Genomic DNA, 25806 nt, shown 5'->3' on the forward strand with positions numbered 1-25806 from the left:
TTAATAGTAGCCAAAATCCAATATTTTAACTTACTATTAACCACAACAGTATAGCAGTAATTTTATCCCCAGCAACAGCAAAATTATTATGGTTATATTCCTCTTTATCTGTGTTCATCTGCGTTTATCTGCGGTCAATTAAGATCAAATCTGTAACACACAATTATTAAAGATTTGGTGCGTTACTTTGCCAATATTTATAAGCTGCATAAGCTAAAGTCACAACACCAGTCATAATTGCAGACTCATCAATTTCAAATTGGGGATGATGTAAAGGATGATTAATAATTCTATCTTTATAACCTACACCCAAACGAAACATTGCACCGGGAGCGTGTTCTAAATACACAGAAAAATCTTCTGCACCAAGAGAAGGTTCAGGTAAAACTTGCACTTGCTCATTACCCCAAGCTGCTTCCGCTGAGGATTGTAATAATTGAGTTAAACTATAATCATTTTGCACACTGGGTACACCTTGACGATAATTCACTAAATATTTTGCACCGTAAGAATTACAAACATTAGCCACAATATTTTCAATCCATTGTGGTAATTCTTTGCGAGTTTCTGGATGAAGCGATCGCACTGTACCTAATAACTCTACTTTATCAGCAATAATATTCGCCGCTCTCCCACCAATAATTTTACCAATACTTAAAACTACAGGACGTAGAGGGTTTTGAGTCCGACTAATTGCCTGTTGCAATGCAGTAATAACTTGCGAAGCAATCCAAATCGCATCTATAGCTTCATGGGGACGCGCCCCATGTCCAGACTCACCCAAAATGGTAATTTCTAAATCGTCTGCTGCCGCTGTTAATGCACCATAACGAATACCGACAGAACCAGCAGGGATAGAAGGAAAAACATGAACACCTAAAATAGCAGAAACATTATTCATTACCCCATCTTCTACCATCCAGTTTGCACCTTGGGCAATTTCCTCAGCTGGTTGAAATATAAACCTCACCTTACCACCTAATTCATCAGCAATTTGTGATAACACCATTGCTGTACCTAAACCTACCGTAGTATGCACGTCATGTCCACAAGCGTGCATCACACCTTCTGTCCGCGAAGCATAATCTAAACCACTGCGTTCTTGGATGGGTAAAGCATCCATATCAGTACGAATTGCCAAAATCTTTTGCTCATGGTGAGTACCTTGTAATTCACCAATAACTCCTGTTTTTCCAACCCCTTCTTCCACGTGCAACCCACTAGAAGACAACACACCAGCGACAAAAGCAGCGGTTTGATATTCCTGTCCACTCAGTTCTGGATGTGCATGGATATGACGACGAATTTCTACTAAGCGGGGTGCTAGAGTTGCGGCAATATCTTGAATACGAGTTAACATCGAAAATCTATGAAAATCTATTTTGGTTGTACAAGCCTTGTTTCTATCATAGATAAGTATTTCTGGATAAAATGCTCTTGCTTAACAAGCAGCACAGTATGAAGTTAAGCTAATTATATTTTTTATACTTGTAAAGCAATACGTGTTAACACTTAAATTGTGAAGGAGAAATTAAATTTTTGTAAATCTTCTCTCTAAGGGTAGGCAAAATGAAATATATTGGATATATTTTATTTAATTGCCTATACCGAAAGAATTATAGACTATCAAATATGTGATGCCCCTGGCCTATATAAATGGCTGGGGGTATCTTGTTTTATGGGTTGGGGAGGAGTTCTGAATTGTTGTGTAGGGGTTTAGCAGTGCTAAACCCCTAGGATAGATATATCTTATTCCAGACTGGGAATACTTTGATAGATTCTCCGACTCAAACAGAATTTGAGAAGTCAGAAAGTTCCTGAACACAAATATGCAATCCAGGCATTTGAAAATGCAATTAGTCAAGATGCTACATCTTGGCAGTCTTATTATAATCTTGCATATATTTGGTACTTATGCTAACCGAGAATAAAGAGTTGCTAATGGTAAATTTAACTGCAATGCTAACTCTAAATAAGTAGCTAAACCTTCCGATATTGCTAGTTTCTAAGTTGCATTTTGTTGTATTTTCATTTGTAGGAGTGTAGGGGTTTAACAATTCTAAACCCTTACTTTTATGTAATCTTAGTTTAAGATTCAAAATTATCTGGGTTTGCGTCAGGAATTATGCTAAAATACATTTTATTATCACCTTTAATTCATTAAATTAATGAATGAACTATTAAATCGTATCACACAAATACCTGGTCAATGTGGAGGTCGTCCTTGCATTCGTGGAATGAGAATTAGAGTGAGCGACATTTTAGAAATGTTAGCAGAAAATGTGAGTGTAAATGAAATTTTAGAAGACTTTCCCGATTTAGAACTAGAAGATATTCAAGCTTGTCTAATATTTGCAGCTAGACGCACTGATTTTGTTAGATTAACAGCATGAAAATTTGGATTGATGCACAGTTACCTCCAACACTAGCAGATTGGATTACAAATACTTTTGCTATCGAAGCATTGTCATTAAAAGAACTTGGTTTACGTGATGCTAAAGATATTGAAATTTTTGAAGCTGCCAAAATAGCTAATGTGATAATTATGACCAAAGATAGTGATTTTGTTGATTTGGTTTGTCGGTTGGGTACACCTCCGCAAATTATTTGGTTAACTTGTGGAAATGTCACTAATCGTAATTTACGTCAAATTCTACATTTCACTTTAAATGATGCTTTAGAAAAATTACGTCAAGGAGAAATGATTGTAGAAATCAATAAATCTTAATCCTGATGAAAAATAAAGTTGTTCAAATATCAACATATGTGAATTTTACGTTTTTGTTATTAGTATAAAACTCCCATAAAAAAAGACAGGCAAAACACCTGTCCTCAAATAAATAAATTAACAAAGAATTTAGAAATTCATCTCGGCAGCTTGAACTTTTTCTATCTGCTTCTTCTTGAGTACCAGCATAACTTGTGCCATCATCACTAAACAGATGAAAGCAACCATCCATGCAACTCTGGAAGTATCTTGTAAGACGATTTCTGTGTCTTTTTGACCGAAACCACCGACATTGGGGTTGCTAGTCAAAGGTTCACCAGATGCAATTTCTTGTCCTTCTGCAACAATGATTTCTGGGCCTGCGGGAACTGTAGTTTCAACAACTTCGCCAGCTTCAGTTTCAATACTGACTACATACTTAACAAGACCGTCATCACCTGTTGTTTCAGCAATGTTGGTAATTGTACCAGTAGCAGAAGCATTGAAAACGTTATTATTGCTGTTCTCACCTGTGGGGTAAACTTGTCCACGTCCTCTATTACCGCCTACATGAACGGAATATTTGCCAAAGTTGATATTTGGATCGGTAGCAGGGTCAGGTGAAAGTACGGGGAAGACGATTTCTTGATGTTCTTCTCCTGGTAAGGGTCCAACAATAACGATGTTGTCTTTATCTTCACCGTAGGATTGGAAGTAAACATCACCTATTTCTTCCTTCATTTCTTCAGGAATGCGGTCTTCAGGTGCAATTTTGAAGCCTTCAGGTAACATCAATACAGCACCAACATTTAAACCAACCTTAGAACCATCAGCGCCTACTTGCTGTACATTGGTGTCGTAAGGGATTTTGACGATCGCTTTAAATACTGTATCAGGTAATACTGATTGGGGTACTTCTACTTCTGTATTTTTTGCTGCCAAGTGACAGTTAGCACAAACGATTCTTCCTGTTGGTTCACGGGGAGTTTCAGGATAGGCTGCTTGCGCCCAGAAGGGGTAAGCTTCAGCTGTTTGAGGAAGGGCAAAATCGCTAGTGAAGAAAAATGTCACTGTAGCGATCGCTATGAGCAATGTATTTAACATCACTCTGGCAGGTGTAAGGGCGTTTCTCATCTCTATAAAGTCAGGTGTCAGTTGTTATTGGTCATTGGTCATTGGTCATTGGTCATTGGTCAAGAGTTAATTTCAAAGTTCTAGACTGTTGACTGGAGACTAATAACTCAGCACTCATTACTCAGAACTGTCTAAGACCACCAAGGTTCTTCGTTGGTGCGGAAGTCTGTTTCTGTCCAAGGGGTCAAAACGATTTTGTCGTCATTGACGTTAGCATGAGCTAAAGCTAATGATCTGGGTGCAGGACCACGGACAACTTTACCAGTTGCATCGTACTGAGAACCGTGACAAGGACATTTAAACTTGTTCTCTGCTACGTTCCAGGGAACAACACAACCCAAGTGGGTACAGATAGCGTTAATGCCATAGTCAGCGATCGCTTCTTTGCTTTCCACCACAATATAGGTAGGATCTCCCTTTAGTCCTTGTACTAAGGTGCGATCGCCTACATTATGGCTTTCTAGAAACTTACTTACGCTAACATCGTCACCCAGTTCATCTTTTGCTGTTGCACCGCCACCAGCACCACCAGTAGCAGGAGGAATAAAGTAGTTAACGACAGGATACAATGCACCAGCAGCTACTCCGGTAACAGTCCCAAAAGTAAGCAGGTTCATGAATTGGCGACGACCCATATCGGGTACATCCATTGATTCAGAAAATTGAGCCATAATCTACGCGCTCTGTGTGTAATTTGTTAAGCATTTTGACAAGAGTTGTAACACTATATCAACCCTTGTCTGAGGTGAAATACTAACGCCCCAATGATGTCATTCTTCTTAATGAGAAGACCCATCTGGCACCATTGTCTGTTAGCATTACATTTCTTTATATCCTTATCATACTGGAGTTACGGAACTTAACATCATAACTAAATGTAAAATCTAAATGAGAAAACCCATGATCCCTTGGGGCTTGGGCTACGTTTTCCCCAAAATCCTCTATCTTAAACCTTGAATTACTATGACTGGAAAGGACTTACGTCAACTTTTAATTGATAAATGGGGATTTTCCTATGATCTCCAGTTCCGTAGAACCCAAGGAAAAGTATTTCTCCAAGTCATGTGGAGATATGCCGAACAAGCTTCATTCCCTTTAAGCGAAACTGATTATCAAGAACATATTGATAGTATTGCTAATTATCTCCATGCTTTAGGCGGAGCAGTACAAGTACAAACTTTTATTACAGAAACTAAAGAACGTCCCCGATTAGGTAAAGCTGTTAGTATTCCTCTTGATTTAGGCGATCGCGCTTCTGAATGGATAGTTTAAGAGGTAATTGGTAATTGGTAATTGGTAATTGATGATTGGTAATTGGTAAAAGATTTATATGGATGAGATCAATTTTTTTTGATCAATCTACAAATATTTACAACAGAATATCATGAGCAAAAATTCTCACAGAAGTAGATTTAAACTCCAACTTATTAATAAATCTGCCCTGATTCGTCTGACTTTCTTAATAACTATTCTTCTAGCTCTAATTTTTTGGGGTTGGAGTATGATGTTTTGGATGCCAAAAATTAGCTATCAAGGCAAACTTCCTCCCCTAAAACCCGCAGAAATTACCCTCAAAAAATTACTGGAACAAGACTTACAAACCCTGTCTGTTGAAATTGGTAGTCGCAACAATAATCAATATCAAAAACTCAACCAAGCTAAAGACTTTTTTATTAATTCTTTTAGTCAAGCAGGTTACAAAGTCCAAATTCAAGAATATCAAATAGACAACCAATCTTACTACAACCTAGAAGTTGAAAAAACAGGAATTACAAAACCAGAAGAAATCATTGTCATTGGTGGTCATTACGATTCAGCTTATACCAGTCCAGGCGCAAATGATAATGGCACTGGTGCAGCAGCAACCTTAGAACTAGCGAGAATTTTTGCTAATCAAAATACCAATCGCACCATTAAATTTGTCGCATTCACCAACGAAGAACCGCCATTTTTCTGGACAGAAAATATGGGGAGTTTAGTATATGCTAAAAACTTAAAACAACAAGGTAAAAATATAGTTGCCATGCTCAGTTTAGAAACAATGGGATATTTTGATGATCAACCAGGAAGTCAAGAATATCCATATCCTATAAATTTAATTTATCCAAATCAAGGTAACTTTATCAGTTTTATTGGTAATCTCAAATCTAGTAATTTAGTAAAAACAGCAATATCATCTTTTCGTAATCATGTAAAATTCCCATCTCAAGGAACAGCATTACCTGCTTCTATTCCTGGGGTTGGTTGGTCAGATCAATGGTCTTTTTGGCAGCAAGATTATCAAGGAATTATGGTGACAGATACAGCACCTTATCGTTATAAATATTATCACACTGGAGATGATACCATAGATAAAATTGATTTTGATAAATTTACCAGAGTCGTCAATGGTTTAGTCGCTGTAATATCTGATTTATCCCAATGATTAAATATCTCAAAACTTCCCGTCTAAATATTGCTTATCACAGCTATGGTGATAATCATAAAACCACCATCATTTTATTACATGGTTGGCCAGATGATCCCTTAACATGGAGTCAAGTTATTCCCGCTTTAGTTAATGCTAATTATCATTGTATTACACCTTATTTGCGTGGTTGTGGATTTACAGAATTTTTAGATTTACAAACTCCTAGAAGTGGACAATTAGCAGCTTTGTCACAGGATATAATTGAATTTATTGAAGGTTTTAATATTGGTAAAGTACATTTAGTTGGACATGATTGGGGTGCAAGAATTGCTTATAATATCGCCGCTTTACGTCCAGATTTATTACATACTTTAACAGCATTATCTGTAGGTTATGGAACTAACAACCCAAAGCAAAATATATCATTTTCCCAAATCCAACAATATTGGTATCAATGGTTTTTTGGGACAGAAAGAGGAAGGGAAACTTTAATGGCAGAACGACGTGATTTAATTAAATATATGTGGAAATTATGGTGTCCTAATTGGCATTTTAGTGATGCTGAATTTGAAGAAACAGCAAAATCTTTTGATCATCCAGACTGGGTAGATATTACCATAGATTCCTACCGCAATCGTTGGGGATTTTCTGATAATGATCCTGAATATGAACTGATTCATCAAAAATTAATGACATCACCAAAAATAGATGTGCCAACTACAGTATTACATGGTAGTGCAGATGGGGCAACTTTACCGGAAACTAGCGATAATAAAGAAGAGTTTTTTTTAAAAGATTATCAAAGATTTGTCATTCCAGAAGTTGGTCATTTTATCCAAAGAGAAGCACCTCAGTCAGTAATTGAAGCTGTTTTAAATCGAGTGAAATAATAATTCCATGAATCAATATTCCCACATTGTTAAATTCTATGAAGGAAAAGCTACTGATACTCGCGGTAGGTTATTTGAAATTTGGCAGCAAAATTATGAATGGTTGGAAAAAACCCATGATTATATTCAGTGGTTGTTTCCCTTAACAGAAGGGAGTCGGTTTAATCCTCATGCACCGATTTTAACAGATGCAGATATTCAAGTTTTTCAAGAACAAGCAGCTTTTAAAAAGAATTTACTTAAATCGTTAAAATTGATGTTGGGTTTTTATGGTTTATCATGTCAAGAAAGTGAAGATGGACAAATAGAGATTAAAATTCATGAGTCATTTTCAGAACGTAAAAAAAATTGGGTACGTTCTTCCAATTATAACTATTTGCGAATTACTAGAATTTTGAAAAGTTTGTGTTTATTAGGTTTAGAAATGTATGCTCAGGCTTTTTTAAAATGTTTGGAAGAACTATATAATCTGGAAAAGGGAGAAATTACTAAACTTACTCTTTCTTATTAGCAGGATGCACTAATAGATTAAGAATATTTGTAGATAGTAATTACTGGAATTTTTTAAACTAATCTACATATCTATTGTTTTTGAAGTAAAATTAAGTAAACACAATTCTAACAAGAGATTTTCAAGTGGAAACTTCTAAACATCATCTGCCTCTTGTTTTTTTAGATACAAATGTTATCGCTGCTTACTTGCGTGGAGAGTCACCTAGTTCTGAACTATTCTCTCCAGCAGTGATGAAACAAGTACGGTTAGCAATTAATTCAGTAGTATTACAGGAACTTTTTTTCTTAGCAGAGTCTAGTAAAAACCCAGAAATTCTGGATGAAATTCAAGAAGAAGTTAATGTCATACCTGTAAATTTACAGAAAGCTGAAGAATATCTCAAGTATGCGGCAAACCTTCGTAACCGTATAGCCCATTCTAATGATGTTTTAATTCTTAGCAGTGCTGCTGAATGTGACTATTTAGTTACTTATGATAAAGCATTAAGTAAAGCATTAGGTTCTTTATCAACGAGTAAGCCTCAAGTAGTTACACCTGAACAATTATTATCTGAATTGGGAACTAAGGTGTGAAGGTTTATATTGATACGGGTGTTTTTATTGACTATCTCAGTCCGCAAGCTATAGCTGGATCAACTCTCAGAGCTACATCACGTCGTGGACGTGATCCAAAAAAATTATTTGAAGATGCAGAAGAGGTTTTGAAATTAGTTGCTGCAAAACACACAGGTGCTACATCAAGTTTTACCTATTATGAGGTGGAAGAAGCTTTATTTAAGCAACTGACATCTGTTGCTAAGGGTATGACTAATGCTAGTACATTGAGAGTTCTTGCAGCCCGTTCTATTGTACCCCAAACAGTAACTGCCGTTAGGTTTTTTGGAATTAGTGTACTGGATTTAACGGCTGGAATTGTGGAAGCACAGTTAAACAACATGGAACTTTATATTAGGGGAATACGTGCGGCTGATGCACTTCATGTTGCTAGTGCAATTCAGTTTGATGCAGAAGTTGTCATTTCTGTAGATGAGGATATGCTGAAATTAGATGGTGTGATAGTTAACAGCAGTGGTATTCCAATAAAATTCTGTGATACTGATTTAGCATTGAATGTATTGTAAAATACATACTATTTTAGATATAGGTAAAATAGCAAGTAAGCGATCACCCCCAAATCACCCAACATCAGACAATATTACCTTATGATAATGATAAGAATTTTCAATAAACTTTAGAATATTTTCAGAATTGTCCCTACAGTTGTTTATAGTCAAAAACCTTGAATTTCCAGGCTTTAGGATTATTGTAGCCTCAAGAATTCTGGGAACTTGACTAATTGATCAGGTTAAGAGAAACTAAGAATTGACGGAAGTAACTGCTAATCCCATTAATAATTTTCGTAAAGAATTTGAGCTATATATATTGAAAGATGGAACATTATGAACAAACGGCAAGTTTGTTTTTGAGTTCCTTTAGTTATGAAAAATTAAATACGCTAAAGCAGTTAAATTCAAGGGAAACATCGAGGTTGGCGTTTAAAGAATGGAAACATTAGAATTCATAATCTATCCAGATGGTCGGGTACAAGAGAAAGTCACCGGTATTGTCGGTGCTTCCTGTGCTGAAGTAACAGCAGCGATAGAAGCGCAGCTGGGACAAGTGGTAAATCAGCAACCAACCTCAGAATTTTTTGCTAACCACGCTACCCAAGAAACTGGTGTAGCAAACACCCAAACTGCTTTTAGCGACTGGTAAATTTTCCCCAATCCTTATTTTCACTGATTACAAACCGCCATGTCACACTTTAGCCAAATTAAAACCCAAATCCGTAACCTAGAATCCTTACAGGATGCACTGTCCGACTTAGGAATAGACTGGAAACCAGGACCTCGTGAAGTACGTGGTTATCGTGGACAAACCCACCCTGCCGAAGTTACCATTGAGCAAGAAAATGGGTATGACATCGGTTTTCGATGGAATGGTAAAGAATACGAATTGGTAGCAGACTTGCAATATTGGCAGCAGAATTTATCCGTAGATGGATTTTTGCGTCAAGTAACCCAACGCTATGCTTACCAAACAGTAATGAAAGAAACCACAAAAGTAGGGTTTCAAGTTGCTGAAGAACAGAAAAATGCAGATGGTTCAATCCGTTTAGTAGTGCAACGCTGGAGCGCATAATGTCTCAAATGCAGCCTTTCCCAGAAGATTTAGATCATAATCTAGAGAATAGTCCTTCCGGTTTAGAACCAGAATTAGGCGGTTTTTTGCGAGATGAACCAGAACACTCTGGTTTAGAACCGGAACTGGGGGGAGTGCTGCGACAGAGAGGTGTTTATGTGGATGAGATTACTTGCATAGGTTGTAAACACTGCGCTCATGTTGCTAGAAATACCTTTTATATTGAACCAGATTATGGGCGATCGCGTGTAGTTCGTCAAGATGGGGATTCAGAAGAGGTAATTCAAGAAGCTATAGAGACCTGTCCTGTAGATTGTATTCACTGGGTTGATTATACCGAATTAAAAAACCTAGAAGAAGATCGCAAATATCAGGTAATTCCTGTAGCTGGTTATCCGGTAGACCATGCTGTAGCTACCACAGAAAAACGCCGTAAAAAGCGCAAATTAAAAAACAAACAATCTTAGAAATTTAACAACTTCAATATTCAACAATTAACATTTTTACAGGCTGGTGGGTAACTCCAGCCTTATTTTTTATATCTGGTAATGGGTAATCATTCAGGGGGCGACAAGCAAAGAGTGTCAAAAATTGGTTTTGGAAATGATGGCTTCCCTTGGCAATAAGCTGCCATTTTATCAACAGGGTATGAGGGCTATGATGCTTATCCAGCAACCTCTCTAGCTTCTTTGTCGCCCCCTGAAAGGATAATGTTGAGTATGCAGATTTGTTCTTAATTTCCGTACTACTTCCCCAAACTTAGGGATAATTGAGATAGTAGAAATAACAGATTGTGTAAAACTACAACATAAAATCATCTCAAAATTGATATTCTTAGCTATTTTTAAAGCATCATCTATATCTGCAATGGACAGCACGGAATAATTATGAGAACTTAATAAATTGGCAATATCTAGATAATCAGTATCACCAATATTCGCGTTATCAATGGTTAGAATTAAAATCAATGTCTAGGAATTGGTAATTGGTAATTGGTAATAGATGATTACAAATTACCAGTTGATAGAATATTTACTGTTTCTCCGCAAAGGTTTTCACCTTACCGTCGGGAGTAAAAACTACCCGCAGTCTAAGATTTTGACCAGCTTTATTAGTAGATACAAATGGTTTACCAATTTCAGGCATACCAGTATTATCTATATATTCTCTTGCAGCTTTATTTAATGGTAAAATTCGTTCAATAGTACCATCAATACCTAAAATCAAACTATATTCTAAGGTTGCTGAAAATCCAGATGGAGGTTGCCAATTACTCTGTAAAAATGATCTAGCTTCTGCGATTTGAGGACTATCAAATAATTTATTTTCTTCAGCAGCTATCTTATTAGGTATTGCAGTCTGTTTAGCATTTCGCAACCTAGCAACTAAATCATCACTACTTTTGAAATTGGTAGTTGTACTTGCGGTACTATTACCTCTATTTGATTCCTGTAAATCTGATTGAGCAGATAATTTTTCTGAAGTAAGCGTTTCTAGATTGTTAGGGAAATTCGCTGTAGATTCAGGTATTCTTGATATGTTAGGAGAGTTTGGTATATATGGCTTTGTAGCTTCTGTTCCTGTAGGAATTCGACTAGGTTTAATCAATTCCGAAGAATTTTTTGGTATTGATAATGGGAAATTTTCTGGAGTGATTGGCTGAGTTATGCGTGGTATTGACTGTGTATTTTGTGGTGGAATTTTGATGGCGGGTGCAACTGTGGAATTAGGAAAAGAAAGAGGAGTGGGAATTGTATTCAACTCAGGTAGTGGCGTTACGGAATCTAAATTAGGCAGCTTAATAATCTCACTATTGTCAGGAGGAGTTGGTAAATTTCCAGGAGCATTTAAACCAGCAAATGGTGAAGGTTCAAGAGCAACTTTTTCTGGGGATGATGTAGTATTTGTAGCTGTCTGCTGTTGATTGTTTTTAATATTGTTAGCATATTGCCAAGTTAAGGGAGTTAAACCTATTGCCAATAGCACCATGGCAGCAACAGGTGTCCAAACTGGAAAGCGAAAAACTGGACTTGAATGTGAAGTTTCACTTTTAAGATTTGGTAAAGTTATCACATCAGTAGCATATTCATCTAAAGCAGTTGCTAAATCAAATAATTGTAATAACGTAAGTTTAATTGTAGGGCCTGATGTTTGGTTAGCTAAAGAACCTAAATATAATTTATGAGTTAAATCTTCACTAGCTTCTAAGTAAATTGTCGCTTCTAATATTCCCATTCCAGAAGTGTTTACACTTTTAGATGATAATGGAGTGGGGTTGGGTTCTGATGATTCTGATTGTTCTGATAATTCTGGTTGATGAGAAGTTGTCGTTGATGGTTGGGACTCTAAAGAAGTTAAACAAAAGCTATCTGCTGATTTTTGCAGCAGTTCTTGCACATAATTAGTAACAGCATTACATACAGCTTCGATTTGATCGCGATCGCCCTGAATGGTAATTTTACTTTCTTCGGGTAATGTTGGATCATCAAAGTGTAGTTCAAAGCGGAGTTGATTGAGGACAGTTTGTCCCATCCAACGAGATAAAGGTGAGCTTTGCGCCAAGATTTCTAATGTACAAGTGGGGGGAGTGTAGCGACGAATGACAGAATTTGATCCAGGCATAGCAAGAATGGGAATGGGGACAAAAGAAATTTTCGGATTTTGAATGAGTAATTAAAAATCTCAAATCGTCAATCTAAAATTGTTTTGTAGAACGATCTAGCAAAGTTAACCACAGTCGGCGATGTCCGGTAGGGGCGCTGTAAAACAGCAAATCTACCAGCAATTTTATCGCTAAATTAGTCAGTAAATCTGTGGAGATTGTTTCATCTTCTTCCATCCTTTCCTGATAGGTATTGCAAAAAGCATCTATATAGTCTCCTAGTAAAGCATTCTGGTGTGGTTCTTGATTTTTGGCGGCTATTTTTTCTAATAACCCAATTGCACGGCGAATTAACTCTTGATGTTGTTTAGCTAAATAGCAGGTAATTAAAACTAGCGATCGCGCCTCATCTACATCCAGCTTTTTCCGCCCTCCTTGTCCTTTACGAATCGGGTTAGATTGGCGCAGTCGCCACAATGCAACTCGATCTGGTAATTTTGACTCTAGATGAAGATTTATAGCCGCAGACAACATAGAATCTGAACCAAGACCAGTTAAAGTTTCCAGTGCCAAAAGGATCAAATCTAATTGGGTTTTAATATTGTCCCATGCACCTGAGTTTGGTGTCGGAAATTGGCTTAACTCTTCCCACTGGGAGTTGGATGTGGCTGAATTGGTGGCCGATTGCATAACTTTTAGCATAGGATATCAGGCGAATAATGGCTATTGCTGTTACCTTTTTTGAAACAGACCATTAAGTATGAAAATATTTTACTTTCCATATAGCCTTAAATCAGTTTAGTCAACAGCGGGTATCTTGGTTTTACTTTAGATGAAAATTTCTTGTTGCAATATGAGAAATTCGTGATGTTTTGGTAAAGACTGGGGAAGAGGTGATTGGTGATTAGTGATTAGTAATAATTTATTCTCCTGACTCCTATCCTACATGAGCAATAGTGACACCTGTACCACCATCGGCTTGTTCTGCGCTTTCATAGTGGCTGACTCTGGGGTGTTGTTGCAAAAAGGTTTGAACTCCCTGCTTTAGTTTACCAGTACCGTGTCCATGAATAATCCAAAGTGGTCCTGCGGCTTCTGAAACTGCTTTATCTAAGATATATTCGGCATCAGCTACCCGTTTTCCGCGTAAATCAATGGTATTTTTCGAGGTACGAATGGTTAAGGTTGGCGTTGGTGCTGGTGTGGCTGGGGCTGGTTTTGGTTTATTGATGGGTTCTGCTTTTTGTCCGTCTAAAGACTCTACGTCTTGTAGTTGCACTGTCATTTTCATGATGCCAAAACGCACTGTTAATTCCCCATCGGCATTGGGAGCGGTAATCACTTCGGCTGTTTGTCCTAATTTGGGTATTCGTAAGCGATCGCCTATTTTGGGTATAAACCCTGGTTTGGGTTTGGGTGGCGGTGCTGGTTGATATTTATCAGCAATTTCACTTAATAATTTTGTTGCTTTTTGTGCGTCTTGGGCTGTAGATTTACCTTTTTGTAATTGGCGAATTACTTGGGCAATTTCTCCCTTTGCTTCCTGAATTGCTTTTTGTACCGCTACTTCCTGGGAAGCTCGCAAGTCTTTTTCTCGCTCTTGTAAAACTGTGGCTTTGTGAGAAACTTCTTTGTATAATTTCTCGGCTTGCTTTAATAATTCTTGGGCTTCGGCAGCTTTGGTTTCTTGACTTTTTCTTTGGGCTTCTAATCCAGCAATTACCTGGTTTACCTCATCGGTGCTTTCTCCGACTTGGGTTTTAGCCGCTTCAATCACTTCTGGTTTCAACCCCAAGCGCAAAGCAATGGTTAAGGCGTTGGAACGTCCGGGAATACCCCACAATAAGCGATAGGTAGGTGAAAGGGTAGCTTCGTTAAATTCTACTGAGGCATTTTCAAAGCGAATATCATCATACTTTAAAGCCTTCAATTCCCCAAAGTGAGTGGTAGCAATGGTTAACTGGGCATGATCAGCAAGATATTTAAGTAGGGCGATCGCCAAAGCACTACCTTCTACCGGATCTGTACCTGCTCCCACTTCGTCTAGTAATACTAGGCTTTGGGGTATGGGATGAGGGGGAGAAATATCTTCTTCCTCTGTTTCCTGTTCCCTGTTGCCTGTTCCCTCGCTCAGAGCATTTAAAATCCGACTAATGCGGCGAATATGCCCGGAAAAGGTGGATAAACTTTGTTGTAAAGACTGCTCATCACCAATATCAGCCAAAATCTGACCAAACCAAGGCATTTCCACTGGTTCACGGGCAGGAATAAATAAACCCACCTTAGCCATGACAGCTGCCAAACCCAAGGTTTTTAAAGTTACAGTTTTTCCCCCAGTATTCGGCCCGGTAATTGTGACAACTTTAATATGGGGACTAATCAACAAATCTACGGGAATGACTGGATGTCCCTGTTCATGTTGCTGTTGCCAAACTAACAAAGGATGCCGTAATTGCCGTAAGGTAATAATTTCCTGTGCTTGCGGATCAATAAACCGGGGAGGATTTGCACCAATCCAAAAACTATACCTAGCCTTAGCTGTAGCTAAATCCAAAGTAGTAATTATTGCTAATAACTTTTCTAAATCTGGTTTAACAGCGGCGACTTGTTCAGTTAATTTTCTACGTACAATCTCTTCTTCCGCCTGTTCTCTTTTCACAGCTTGGCGTAATTGGTTGCCCATTTGCACAATGCTGTTAGGCTCAATATATAAAGTTGCGCCACTGGTGGAGGTGTCATGAACAATACCAGGAATTGCGTCTTTTTGCGGAGCTTTGACTGCCAGAACATAGCGATCGCCCCGTTGAGTAATAATCTGTTCTTGTAAAGCGCCGGATTTTACCTGAATGATATTTTGCAGTTTCCGAGTAATTTGGCTGCGTAAACTCCGCAAACTATCCCGAATTTCCCCTAATTTCTGACTTGCGCGATCTGTAACTTGCGCTCTTTCATCAATGCAGCGATGAATTTCTTGTTCTAACTCAGGATAAGTCCGTAACTCTGCTACTAACTCAGTTAAAATAGGTACATCTTGCTGGTTGTCAATTAACCGCCGTAAATTTCGCGCTCCATAAAGAGTCGTGGCGATCGCCAACAATTCCTCCCCAGATAAAATACCTTGTAGTTCGGCTCTTTCCAGGGAGTCACCAATATCTTGAATGCCATCAAAGGATAACCCTGGTGTCAGTCGGCTTTCTAATTGATAGACTTCTTTAGTTTGTGCTAACAACTCCTTGCTTTCCTCTAGAGTTGTGGGGATAGGTAAGGCACGGGCAACTATTGCCCCTAGCTTAGTGGCCGCAAAGGTGGAAAGGTGCTGGCAAAGGCGATGCCATTCTAGTAGTTCTAAGGTTTCGGACTGGATCAAGGCTCTCACATCTAATCTTAAATTATGTTAACAATTATTGACCCTCTGATGATAGTCAGCTAGGTTTTTATATTTCACGGAAAGGCAGAAAGTAAGGAAAAAAGGAGTAGCATTGTGTAATAATACGTAAAAAATGCTATTGTTTTAAATTCTTATTAACTGCGGTTTTTAATTAAAATGACCCAAAATATCAAAAAATCTCTGAAATTTCTAGACTTATTTTGTGGAATGGGTGGATTCCGCATTGCTACAGAAATAGTATGTCAAGAGTTTAATATTCAACCATTATGTGTTTTTTCCAGTGATATAGATCCTCATGTTCAAAAAATCTATGCAGCAAATTTTGGTGAACAACCCACAGGAGACATTACCAAAATAGACACTCAAGATATTCCTGAACATGATATTTTATTTGCTGGTTTTCCCTGTCAACCTTTTAGTATCTGTGGAGATATGAAAGGTTTTGATGATATTCGTGGTACTTTGTTTTTTGATATAGTTCGGATTTTAGAAGCTAAAAAACCTACTGCTTTTGTATTAGAAAATGTCAAACAATTAAAAGGACATAATCAGGGAAAAACTCTACAAAGGATTATGGAAGCTATCAAAGATTTAGGATATCATGCTGATTATCGGGTTTTGAATGCTCTGAATTTTGGTGTACCACAAAAGCGGGAAAGAATTTTTATTGTGGGTTTTCAGGAAGAAGTTAATTTTGTTTGGACAGAGGGTGGTTTAAAAATGAAACCCTTAACCGAAGTTTTAGAAAATAACGTTGATGAATTTTATTATGCTTCTGAGAAAATTAGAAATAATCGGTTAGCCAAACGTCAGGGAAAATCTCATGATTATAAAATGAGTATTTGGCATGAAAATAAAGGTGGAAATATTAGTGTTTATCCCTATTCCTGTGCTTTGAGGGCGGGAGCTTCTTATAATTATTTATTGGTGAATGGGGAAAGAAGATTAACGGAAAGGGAGATGTTAAGGTTACAAGGTTTCCCTGAAGATTATCAAATCATTGGTAGTTATCAAGGGATGAGAAAATTAGCGGGTAATTCTGTTGCTGTTCCTTGTGTTGCTGCTGTTGTGCGTGGGGTTTTGAGTGTGATGTTAGGGAAAGAAATTAATACAAATGCCAATCAAATCTGTAGTCCAAAACAATTAAGTTTGTCCTTGGATATCTGAATATATACATTAATAATATGAGAGAGATATGTCTACCGTTAAAATTGCAAAAGAAAGATTAGATAGTATTATCAAAAAAGCAAGAGTAGACTTTTACAAGCCTATTCAAATTGCAGAGGTTTTGAGGTATTTACGCCTGATTGGTGATATTGATATTACAAATATTAATACATACCAAAATCCCTCAATTCATTGGCGTAATACAGTTACAAAACGTTTATTAGGAAAAATTTCGACATCTTCAGCAAGATACCAGCATGATGTGTGGAATTTGAGTGCAATGTACCCAGAATTACTTTCTATTCTAGACAATGAAAACAAACGCACTAATGGATGTGTTGAGCGTTATATTTATTTAAAGTTCAATGAAAGACAAGAAACTGTTGGAAGTATTATTTCTTTTATAGAAAACGTGTCACCACAAGATTTTAAATTGAGTGTTTTACTAGACAAATTTATCAAAGATATTCAAGTAAGACGCAGCATTGACAAAACTTATGAAATCATTACCTACAGCCTTTTTGAAACAATTGTCGTGGCTCTTGGTGCAACAATTAAAGTTAGTATTCCTTCAAGCAGCAAAGAGTTACTTGCAGAATTTTCAGATTTGGTATGTGTTTTGCTGGGCTTAGAAATAGGAAAAGAAAGCTGGGAATTTCCTGCTCATATATATCGTGTAGGTGTTACAAATGCAGCTGATAGAGGCTTGGATATGTGGACTAACTTCGGTCCGGCAATTCAAGTTAAACACATGACACTGAATAAAAATTTAGCTGAAAAAATTGTTGATCAAGTAGAAAGTGATAATATTGTGATTGTATGTTGTGATGCAGATGCAGAAGTTATAGAAGTTATCACTAAACAAATTAGTTGGGGACAAAGAGTTCGTGGTATTGTACGTGAGTCTGAATTAATTAACTGGTATGAGCGTTGCTTGCGCGGTAAGTTTTCCAGTCAAACAGCACAACCTCTTATGAATCGTTTAGTAAATAGTTTTAAAGCAGAGTTTCCACAAGCTAGTGCTATGATAGATTTTTTAGAAGAGCATGAATATCTTTCAATGTCTGTAGACAAGGTTTGGGTGACAGACATTGATATAAATTTTTAGTCAAAAAATATAGCAGATTCTTGATTTAATCATTCACCAATTGCGTTAAATGCTTGAGAATACCCAGCACATCATATAATTCATTTCCAGGATTACGCATTAAAAAACCTTTTGATAAAGCATAACGAGGTGGATTTCCTTTGACTAATTTCACAAAAATGAACTCGCTACCTGTAGCAATCATCCCAAAACTCGGTTTATCAGGATAGGGATTACCTAACATATAAGAAAGAATTTGTGCAAGTCCTTCTTCAATAGAAAAAGAGGATTTTTTTGATTCAATAATCATCACCCAAAATTGATCTTTCAAAACTAAAATATCCATTCTACCTTTGATGATTACGTCTTCATTTGGTACAGCAATATCTATAGATTCTTCTGATTTTACATAAAAAGGAGATAAGTAAAAATCACCAATAAAAAGGATTGGATCTACAATTGCCATCCGAACAACATCTTCTAGCAATGGGGGATAATTGAGCAGATTCAAATAACCAGCTTTCACTTTGTCTAAAAGTTGTTTATCTAAATCCGTAATTTCTGGTAATTCCTCTTGCCATTCTGGAAAGAATTTTTCATCTAAAACTAATTCAATCCCAAAGTTATCAATTAAGTACCGTAAATCAATATCTCTTGATTGGAGTGTCTTTGCCATAATTTGGAAATAGATAATGGGTAGTTTTTCGTTTAGTATAATTATATGCTAAGAAGATTAACGGAAAGGGAGATGCTAAGATTACAAGGTTTCCCTGAAGATTATCAGATTATTGGTAGTTATCAAGCTATGAGGAAATTAGCGGGTAATTCTGTAGCTATTCCTTGTGTTATGGCTGTTGTACGTGAGGTTTTAAATGCAATGCTGGGAAAAGTATTATAGGGTGTGTGAGAACAAAGTTTACAACCCACCCTATATATAAATCTAATCGGCCTTAAACCTAGCCAACAATTCCTGACGAGAAAGATTAGATAAATTCAGTAACAATTGCGTTCTCTCAGTTAAAGAAAGTTCCATCATTTGATTGACAACAGTAGATAATTCCTCATCTAAATTACCAAAACGTACTGCTAACAAACTCTCTACCATTAAACGCTGTCCATCTACTTGTCCTTCCTGTCTTCCTTCCTGTCTTCCTTCCTGTCTTCCTTCCTGTCTTCCTTCCTGTCTTCCTTCTTCTATTCCTTCTTGTTTCCATGCTTCCCGTTGTTTGATATACGCTGGTGATAAACTCATAATTAACTCCTTAACTTCTTCATCGTTGACACTACTATTCAATTCTAAGTTTTTACGCCAAGATGCAAACATTTCTACTAATTTATCCCATTTTTCATCTCCATTCGAGAGTTGAACTACTGTGCTGATAGCTTCTGTTTGAGTTCTACCTTTTCCTAGTACCCTTAACCATAGTGTATCTTCTGTGATGGGTAACTGATTAATAGCAACTATAGCCGCTTTTAATAATTTTGGCAGAAAATAAACTCCTTTTTCCCATCCTTCTTTTGCAGTCGCTCCAAAACCTTCAAGGATTCTTTCTGAACAGGTTGGTGTTAAAATCCATAAATATGGTGATTCTGCTGCTGATAAAGAACGTTTTTCTCTTTTTGCTTCTCGCAATAAATCACTCTGTACACTATACAATTTTAACAAACAACTTCTAATTTCTACTTCATTAGGAGCATTACGGTAAGGTTCAAATAAACAGCTTGTAACTGCCATTTTTCCTAATATTCCTAATTCTGAATTGATAGATGTACTTGTCGGTACAAACCAAACATCTATTTCTTGTACTTCGCTTTTGACATCTTTGCTAGCTGTCACACTACCTAGTGGTGTTAATATTTCCTCTAGATATTCTTTTGCTAGTTGATCATGGAGTTGTCTGGTCATAAAATTAAGTCAAAGTCTGATATTTATTCAATTTATTATTTAATATCTATTCTAACTGAAGATGACTAATAAATAATTTATCAATTATTCAAGTAGTAACTGATGACCTTGTTATCATGCTATAAAATTAAATTTATCTATTTTGTTAATATTCTTAATATTTTTTATATCAAGTATCTAAAATTGTTAATTAATCCTAAAAAAATAGATATTTAATATTGACATTTATTGATAAACAGGCATAGGATAAATACAGATGCTCATAAAAATACCTGCTAAAGAATATCTTGCAGGAGAAAATATGCTGTTTAGTCCAGCTAACTTACCTTATTGGATTTTCCTGGCTACGGGAATAATACTTTTCCTATTGATGATTTTAATAGGAGGAGATTCAGAATTAGATACTGATGCAGATTTAGATATAGAAGCTAACATTGATTTAGGGTTTGGAGAACTTCTAGCATGGGCTGGTATTGGCAAAGCTCCATTAATATTAATGTTGGCAACTGATTTAAGTTTGTGGGGTGTGATTGGTTGGATGTTAAATGTTTGGTGGGGAGGAAGTAATCAAAATCAACCATTTTCATTAATAGCGATCGCCATTTTTTTGATATCTTTAATTATCAGTTTATTTCTAGGTAAATTGATAGCTAAACCCATCAGTAAAATGTTTGCTGAATTTAGTGAAGATGCGAGTAGCGATCGCCTAATTGGTTGCATTGGTACTGTGAGTTCTGTTTATATTCCCGCAGAAAATATCAATAAAATTGGTCAAGTTGATATTTTCGATTCAAAAGGTAATTTTTTAACTCTTAATGCTGTTATTCCAGAATGGGCAACTATCGCTCCACAACGAGGAGAAAAAGTCATTGTCCTTGAAATTAAACAGCAGAATTATCTAGTGATCGCCAAGGATAGTGTAGATGAAGAACATTGGTTAAATAACTCAGAATCTAAATATCAAAATTAATTTAAGGACAAGAAAAATGCTTTTTTGGTTAACATTTATTCAGGCTCTACCAACTGTTGATACTCAACAAATATCATCATTACAGTTACAATCAGAAACAGAATATTCAACCACAATTCATCCTAAATTTCCCATTTCTACTCAACCGACTTTAGCCCAAATTAACGGGGGAATTGTATTTCCGGGTGTGATAGTTTTTTTGGTGATCTTACTGTTATTAAGTCTGTTTGCTTACACCAGAGTTTATGTAGTCACACCCAATAACGAAGCATTTGTGAGAACTGGAGGATTATTTACTAAGAAGAAATCGGTAATTCTCTATGGTGGTTGTATTGTTTTACCAGGTTTTCATCAATTAACTCGTGTACCTTTACGAGAAATGTCTATTGATGTAGAACGCACTGGAAAACTAGCAGTGAGAACCAAAGATTACCTGAGAGCAGATATTAGAGTTACATTTTATGTATGTATCAATGCCTCAGAAGATGATGTCTTAACCGCAGCGGCAAGACTATCTCAAAATGGGACAAAAATCACACCTAATGATATCAAAGATGCCTTAGAAAAAAGGGCTGATGATGCCATTAGAGCGGCTGCGAAAACAAAAGATTTAGCAGAAATTGATTCCGATAAATTAGGTTTTGCACAGGAAGTTTTGAATTTAGTAGGAACAGATTTAAAGAAAGTAGGATTAACTTTAAATAACATTGCCATTTCGGAAATCTTAGAAAGTGTTACCTACGATCCTGATAACTTTTTTGATGCTCAAGGTGTGCGGTTACGAACGGAAATTATCCAACGTTCTATTCAACAAAAAAGAGAAGTAGAATTAGCTACCCAAGTAGCAATAGAACAAAAAGAACTAGATGCTCAAAAGCGATCGCTACAAATTGCCCAAGAACAAGAAAGTGCAAAATTAGCTCAAAAATTGCAAGTTGAAGCCATGAAAGCACAACGAGAAAGGGAAATTCAAGAAGCGAAAGATCGAGAAGCTGCGACAGTACAAAGAACCAAAATCTTGCAAGAAAAATCCGTGGAAGAGGAAGAAATTCGCAGAAAATTAGGTTTACAACAAAGTCAAATTGAAGCGGATATTGCTTTAGAAGAACGGAATAAACAACTCAAAGTAGCCCAAGCATTACAAAAACAAGAAGCAGAAATAGCCGAAATTTCCCGTCAACAAAGTGTGGAATCTGGTAAACTGAAAGCACAAGTACAAATAGTAGAATCAGAAAGATTAGCGAGAATAGCGCAGGAAGATGTAGCTATAGCAATTGCTAATAAAAAACGGGAAAGTTTTGTAGCCCAAGCGGAACAAGCACAAGCGGAAGAGTCGGTAAAAACTGCCAGTGAAGTTGAAAAAGCGGAACGGGAGAAACGCCTATCTATTATTGTTGCCGAAAGAGAAGCACAGGAACGGAGTATTGGCGATCGCAACGTTGTGGAAATTGACGCTTTCCGTCGTCGTCGTCAAGCAGAAATTGCCCAGGAAGCAGCGGAATTAGAAGCAGAAGCAATTCGTATTCTTGCCGATGCAAATCGTGATAAAGACTTAGCAGAAGCTGAAGGTATTCAAGCTAAAATTACAGCGGAAAATAGCATTAGTAATGCTAATTTAAGTGCCAAAATACTCACCACGATTTGGCCAGAATTAGCAGAAAAACTCCCAGAAATCATGACCGCTTTAGCACCACAACCAGGAGTTTTAGGAGATACTCGCATTTATTCTTTCCCCGGTGCAAACGGTAATAACGGCAGTCAAGATATAAACAAGTTGTTATTATCAACTAGCGGACTTTCTTTAATTAACACCCTCTTGGAAGATGGGAAATTAGGTGATTTAATTGGGCAAGTTAGTCAAGCAGTAAATAATCAAAATAATCACTCAGTTACAACATCTAGTTTAAATAATCAGGATCAACAAGTTAATTGATATTTCAATTAATACCCAGATCCCTGACTTCTTCCAAAAGTTAGGGATCTACTCAATGTTAAAATATTGATTAACTAGCAGTTTTTTCTTGAATTAAAACATAGGGTTCAACAATTAAAGCATTAAATCTTTTAGCGCGATCGCTGTTCCAATTTCCTAACTGTTCTGGTGTGGGTTTAGTTAGCAATTGTTCATCAATCCAATTTTGTACAGCAGGAAGATTATCACTAGCGATCGCTTCTCCCACATCCAATATATCTAAACCATCTGTGACAACAATTATTGCATCCCTTTGAGCGTGGGGAACTAACCAATCCCATTCTGCTTCATCTAAGTTTGCTTTTAATTGTTCTTTCAAATCCGACATAATTTTTCACAATTTTTTTATTATTATAATATTGATTATACATAAAGTTGTGAACTTTTAGTCATTAATTGTTAGTCATTTTCACGCCAACTTACTTATCTTCCTAAGTCGTGCATTTGATTAATTACATCTGCACATTTGTTAGTAACACTTTCTAATTCATCCTTTCTTGTGGAAGTTGGTGCATCAATTAATTCACCAATTCTAATAGTCATCGGAACTTTACGAGGAATAGGCGAACCTTTTTGAAGCACCTTTTCACTTCCCCATAAACTCACCGGTAATAAAGGTGCTTTTGCTTTTGCTGCTAACAATGCAGCACCTCTTTTAGGGTCATGAATACGACCATCTTCTGTCCGAGTTCCTTCTAAGAACACACCCACAGCCCAACCGTTTTCTAAATATTCCAAAGCGGCTCGAATAGCCCCACGGTCAGCACTACCACGACTAACAGGATAAGCACCGTATAATTTAATTGCTTGGGCTAAAACAGGCACTTTAAATAATTCTTCCTTAGCCATGTATGCAACTGGCCGACGGATGCAATTAGCAACTATGGGAGGATCAAAGTAACTTGCATGGTTACTGACTACCACCACAGAACCAGTTTTGGGGACATTTTCCACCCCATAGATTTTCCCCCCAAAGTAAGCGTGTAGCATGGGGCTAACTACTGACCACTTGAAAGCGTGGTAAAGTGCCAAACTAATAAAGGGTTCGCGTTCTCTGGTCACGGATAATAATTTGAATAGGACTATGGTCTAGGATAAGCTATGGCGATCACTTTGCGTTAGTCAAACCCATCATTTAGAAACACCAAAGTACATTTCAGGTACATAAATTACAAAGTATTCAGAAGAAAGCCTCATGCTCAGAAACTTTCAACCTTCTGTTCCTACTACCTAATTCTCTGCTGCATTCTTAATCGCAGAGTCTTGATCTGGAATCAGACAGTTTACGGACTTGTTTCCAGACCAATCTGTAAAAGTATGATCATCTTTGTAATGTCGGGGTGTGGTTAGCATCAATTGCCATGCCTGACCAGCACTCAATAAATTGAAACGCTCAGGATAATATGTTTTTAGCAAATCTTGTACCATTGGCGCATAATCTGAATTTAATCCAGGGAAAATATGATGCTCGGTATGGTAAGAAAAGTTAAAATGTAATAGATCAAATAGTGGATGAACCCGTATAGAAAGACTATTGATCAACACATCATTTACCTTGGTCATGGGGCATAACAAATGATTCGTATAGATATAAAAAATTACACCTGCATAACCTATCCAAATTGGTAAAAAGTAACTGAGGAGAAGTTTGAGAGGATGAAATTCCAGACAAGTTAAAATGCTGGCATGAATGCCAATAATGATTAATAACTCTAGAGCAATTGTCCGTCTTTCCTTCTCAGTTACAGTAAAAGCCACTACCGGGTATTGGGTTTTGCCATTATTAAAAAATAACACTGAGGTCAAATTACGAAATGCGTGAACTCCCCAAGCATGACCCATACCAATTACTAATAAGATGGAATTAACTTCAGCCGAAGGAACAAAAGCATTCTGAATCCATTTCCCCCAAGTTTTAGGTTGACTATCTAAATAATTGCGATCAGGATCTTGCAAAGAATTGGTTTTATTGTGATGTTCTCGGTTATGTACTGCTTTCCATAAAGTTGGTGGCATCCATAACATTGTTAGTCCCAATAAACTAATTACTTTCTTCAACCAAGGATTTCTAATTGTGCGGCTGTGTAATAAATCATGGGTGCTAAAAAGAAGGACAATCACACTATTACCCATCACTAATGACAGTGGTAAATAAAGCCAAATAAAATACCACTTCCAATCATCCAGATGATTGGCAATTCCCCAACCCATGATCAAAATTGCTAGATTAATTAACAAAATAAATACTTTATTTTTGTCAGGTAAAAATGCCTCTGTTGGTAGTAAAGGACGCAACTTTTTAGCATAGTCAGCTTGCGTCATCCAAATTGTTTGATTGACAGTATTCATGAAGATTGTTTTTTTGAAAGGGATATTATGCTGGATTTTCAGTAATGTTCAGGAAGTGTAAGCTTGATTTTTATAAATTACATGGCTTTAATTCACAGCTAAACAGCAAAGTAAGAGAACCTTGTTCGGGAAATACCCACGCAGTTTTTGTTATTTGTCCTTATTCGTCAGTAGTTAGTTATGGGGCTAACCACCAAACACTTAAAAGCGTGGTAAAGTGCCAAACTAATCAAGAGTTCGCGTTCTCTGGTCACGGATAATAATTTGAATAGGACTATGGTCTAGAATAAGCTATGGCGATCGCTTTTTGTTAGTTAATTGGGGTAAATTTAAGACTTGAACGGGTTAAATGATATATAAATTGTTAATATCTTCTGTTTACAGTAGTCTGTGACAAGCCAGAGCTTTATTTATAAAATAGACATTTCCGAGAATTAAATGCGCGTGAATTAAAACTCTTGTAGAGGCGTTTTATTGATGTACTTTTATTTTATAGTAGAAGTTAGGACTCAAAAGAATAATAAATATTA

Annotated in this window: 28 protein-coding genes; 16 read left to right on the plus strand and 12 right to left on the minus strand. The window is 36.8% G+C overall.

What is annotated here, in order from left to right; translation table 11 throughout:
- Window positions 1-166: 166 nt before the first annotated feature.
- Entirely contained in the window at window positions 167-1360 is a 1194-nt protein-coding gene (locus WJM97_RS04575) for a M20 family metallopeptidase (protein ID WP_353931862.1), read from the minus strand.
- Between the two features lie 808 nt (window positions 1361-2168).
- Here WJM97_RS04575 and WJM97_RS04580 point away from each other — a divergent pair.
- Together WJM97_RS04580 and WJM97_RS04585 are read left to right on the plus strand one after the other, a co-directional pair.
- The gene (locus WJM97_RS04580; RefSeq protein WP_353931863.1) at window positions 2169-2393 is read left to right on the plus strand and encodes a DUF433 domain-containing protein; all 225 of its coding nucleotides are present in this window, start codon (window positions 2169-2171) and stop codon (window positions 2391-2393) included.
- Entirely contained in the window at window positions 2390-2728 is a 339-nt protein-coding gene (locus tag WJM97_RS04585) for a DUF5615 family PIN-like protein (RefSeq protein ID WP_353931864.1), read from the plus strand. Before WJM97_RS04580 ends, WJM97_RS04585 begins: the two co-directional genes overlap by 4 nt.
- 129 nt (window positions 2729-2857) lie before the next feature.
- On the opposite strand, the gene petA is transcribed toward WJM97_RS04585, so the two are convergent.
- Both petA and petC read right to left on the minus strand, forming a co-directional pair.
- A complete protein-coding gene (petA, locus tag WJM97_RS04590) occupies window positions 2858-3841 on the minus strand; it encodes a cytochrome f (RefSeq protein ID WP_353931865.1) in 984 nt (327 codons plus the stop codon).
- 131 nt (window positions 3842-3972) lie between these two features.
- Window positions 3973-4512 carry a cytochrome b6-f complex iron-sulfur subunit gene (gene petC / locus WJM97_RS04595; protein ID WP_353931866.1) on the minus strand — a complete coding sequence of 180 codons (540 nt, stop codon included), beginning with the start codon at window positions 4510-4512 and terminating at the stop codon, window positions 3973-3975.
- Window positions 4513-4804: 292 nt separating this feature from the next.
- Between petC and WJM97_RS04600 the strand changes: the two genes are divergently transcribed.
- The 9 genes from WJM97_RS04600 (at window position 4805) to WJM97_RS04640 (ending at window position 10302) form a co-directional block, all read left to right on the plus strand.
- On the plus strand, window positions 4805-5113 hold the full coding sequence (locus WJM97_RS04600; RefSeq protein WP_353931867.1) for a DUF3067 family protein: 309 nt from the start codon (window positions 4805-4807) through the stop codon (window positions 5111-5113).
- Window positions 5114-5225: 112 nt separating this feature from the next.
- The gene (locus WJM97_RS04605; protein WP_353931868.1) at window positions 5226-6266 is read left to right on the plus strand and encodes a M28 family peptidase; all 1041 of its coding nucleotides are present in this window, start codon (window positions 5226-5228) and stop codon (window positions 6264-6266) included.
- Window positions 6263-7141 (plus strand): alpha/beta hydrolase, encoded by an 879-nt coding sequence (locus tag WJM97_RS04610; RefSeq protein ID WP_353931869.1) that lies wholly within the window; start codon window positions 6263-6265, stop codon window positions 7139-7141. Before WJM97_RS04605 ends, WJM97_RS04610 begins: the two co-directional genes overlap by 4 nt.
- A gap of 7 nt (window positions 7142-7148) precedes the next feature.
- Window positions 7149-7652, plus strand: coding sequence for an opioid growth factor receptor-related protein (locus WJM97_RS04615; protein ID WP_353931870.1), 504 nt, complete (start codon window positions 7149-7151; stop codon window positions 7650-7652).
- 125 nt (window positions 7653-7777) lie between these two features.
- The gene (locus tag WJM97_RS04620) at window positions 7778-8227 is read left to right on the plus strand and encodes a PIN domain-containing protein (RefSeq protein ID WP_353931871.1); all 450 of its coding nucleotides are present in this window, start codon (window positions 7778-7780) and stop codon (window positions 8225-8227) included.
- Complete coding sequence (locus WJM97_RS04625) at window positions 8224-8775, plus strand: PIN domain-containing protein (RefSeq protein WP_353931872.1); 552 nt, start codon at window positions 8224-8226, stop codon at window positions 8773-8775. The genes WJM97_RS04620 and WJM97_RS04625 overlap by 4 nt, the downstream gene beginning before the upstream one ends.
- 421 nt (window positions 8776-9196) lie before the next feature.
- Window positions 9197-9409, plus strand: coding sequence for a DUF2997 domain-containing protein (locus tag WJM97_RS04630; protein WP_353931873.1), 213 nt, complete (start codon window positions 9197-9199; stop codon window positions 9407-9409).
- Between the two features lie 39 nt (window positions 9410-9448).
- A complete protein-coding gene (locus WJM97_RS04635; RefSeq protein WP_353931874.1) occupies window positions 9449-9835 on the plus strand; it encodes a DUF1257 domain-containing protein in 387 nt (128 codons plus the stop codon).
- Complete coding sequence (locus WJM97_RS04640) at window positions 9835-10302, plus strand: ferredoxin (protein ID WP_353931875.1); 468 nt, start codon at window positions 9835-9837, stop codon at window positions 10300-10302. Before WJM97_RS04635 ends, WJM97_RS04640 begins: the two co-directional genes overlap by 1 nt.
- Before the next feature lie 213 nt (window positions 10303-10515).
- Here the strand turns inward: WJM97_RS04640 and WJM97_RS04645 are convergent, their stop codons facing one another.
- The 4 genes from WJM97_RS04645 to WJM97_RS04660 all read right to left on the minus strand — a co-directional run bounded on the left by WJM97_RS04645 (window position 10516) and on the right by WJM97_RS04660 (window position 15804).
- Window positions 10516-10803, minus strand: a complete 288-nt coding sequence (locus WJM97_RS04645; protein WP_353931876.1) for a hypothetical protein — start codon at window positions 10801-10803, stop codon at window positions 10516-10518.
- 64 nt (window positions 10804-10867) lie between these two features.
- Window positions 10868-12457 carry a DUF4335 domain-containing protein gene (locus WJM97_RS04650; RefSeq protein WP_353931877.1) on the minus strand — a complete coding sequence of 530 codons (1590 nt, stop codon included), beginning with the start codon at window positions 12455-12457 and terminating at the stop codon, window positions 10868-10870.
- Between the two features lie 73 nt (window positions 12458-12530).
- Window positions 12531-13139, minus strand: coding sequence for a DUF3038 domain-containing protein (locus WJM97_RS04655; RefSeq protein WP_353931878.1), 609 nt, complete (start codon window positions 13137-13139; stop codon window positions 12531-12533).
- 235 nt (window positions 13140-13374) lie between these two features.
- Entirely contained in the window at window positions 13375-15804 is a 2430-nt protein-coding gene (locus tag WJM97_RS04660) for an endonuclease MutS2 (protein WP_353931879.1), read from the minus strand.
- 177 nt (window positions 15805-15981) lie between these two features.
- On the opposite strand from WJM97_RS04660, the gene dcm reads away from it, so the two are divergent.
- Together dcm and WJM97_RS04670 are read left to right on the plus strand one after the other, a co-directional pair.
- Entirely contained in the window at window positions 15982-16992 is a 1011-nt protein-coding gene (dcm, locus tag WJM97_RS04665) for a DNA (cytosine-5-)-methyltransferase (RefSeq protein ID WP_353931880.1), read from the plus strand.
- 28 nt (window positions 16993-17020) lie between these two features.
- Window positions 17021-18100, plus strand: a complete 1080-nt coding sequence (locus WJM97_RS04670) for a HaeII family restriction endonuclease (protein ID WP_353931881.1) — start codon at window positions 17021-17023, stop codon at window positions 18098-18100.
- Between the two features lie 25 nt (window positions 18101-18125).
- Here WJM97_RS04670 and WJM97_RS04675 read toward each other — a convergent pair whose 3' ends face one another.
- A complete protein-coding gene (locus WJM97_RS04675; RefSeq protein WP_353931882.1) occupies window positions 18126-18755 on the minus strand; it encodes a restriction endonuclease subunit R in 630 nt (209 codons plus the stop codon).
- Window positions 18756-18827: 72 nt separating this feature from the next.
- Between WJM97_RS04675 and WJM97_RS04680 the strand changes: the two genes are divergently transcribed.
- The gene (locus tag WJM97_RS04680; protein WP_353931883.1) at window positions 18828-18977 is read left to right on the plus strand and encodes a DNA cytosine methyltransferase; all 150 of its coding nucleotides are present in this window, start codon (window positions 18828-18830) and stop codon (window positions 18975-18977) included.
- 42 nt (window positions 18978-19019) lie between these two features.
- Here the strand turns inward: WJM97_RS04680 and WJM97_RS04685 are convergent, their stop codons facing one another.
- Entirely contained in the window at window positions 19020-19985 is a 966-nt protein-coding gene (locus WJM97_RS04685; protein ID WP_353931884.1) for a hypothetical protein, read from the minus strand.
- A 256-nt stretch (window positions 19986-20241) separates the two neighbouring features.
- Between WJM97_RS04685 and WJM97_RS04690 the strand changes: the two genes are divergently transcribed.
- Entirely contained in the window at window positions 20242-20955 is a 714-nt protein-coding gene (locus tag WJM97_RS04690; protein WP_353931885.1) for a DUF1449 domain-containing protein, read from the plus strand.
- Between the two features lie 16 nt (window positions 20956-20971).
- Window positions 20972-22888 (plus strand): SPFH domain-containing protein, encoded by a 1917-nt coding sequence (locus WJM97_RS04695; protein ID WP_353931886.1) that lies wholly within the window; start codon window positions 20972-20974, stop codon window positions 22886-22888.
- Between the two features lie 70 nt (window positions 22889-22958).
- Here the strand turns inward: WJM97_RS04695 and WJM97_RS04700 are convergent, their stop codons facing one another.
- The 3 genes from WJM97_RS04700 to WJM97_RS04710 all read right to left on the minus strand — a co-directional run bounded on the left by WJM97_RS04700 (window position 22959) and on the right by WJM97_RS04710 (window position 25276).
- On the minus strand, window positions 22959-23255 hold the full coding sequence (locus WJM97_RS04700) for a DUF2288 domain-containing protein (RefSeq protein WP_353931887.1): 297 nt from the start codon (window positions 23253-23255) through the stop codon (window positions 22959-22961).
- Between the two features lie 95 nt (window positions 23256-23350).
- A complete protein-coding gene (locus WJM97_RS04705) occupies window positions 23351-23989 on the minus strand; it encodes a lysophospholipid acyltransferase family protein (RefSeq protein WP_353931888.1) in 639 nt (212 codons plus the stop codon).
- A 168-nt stretch (window positions 23990-24157) separates the two neighbouring features.
- Entirely contained in the window at window positions 24158-25276 is a 1119-nt protein-coding gene (locus WJM97_RS04710) for a fatty acid desaturase (RefSeq protein ID WP_353931889.1), read from the minus strand.
- Window positions 25277-25806: the final 530 nt, after the last annotated feature.

This window comes from Okeanomitos corallinicola TIOX110, from assembly GCF_038050375.1.
GTDB classification, from domain to species: Bacteria; Cyanobacteriota; Cyanobacteriia; order Cyanobacteriales; family Nostocaceae; genus Okeanomitos; species Okeanomitos corallinicola.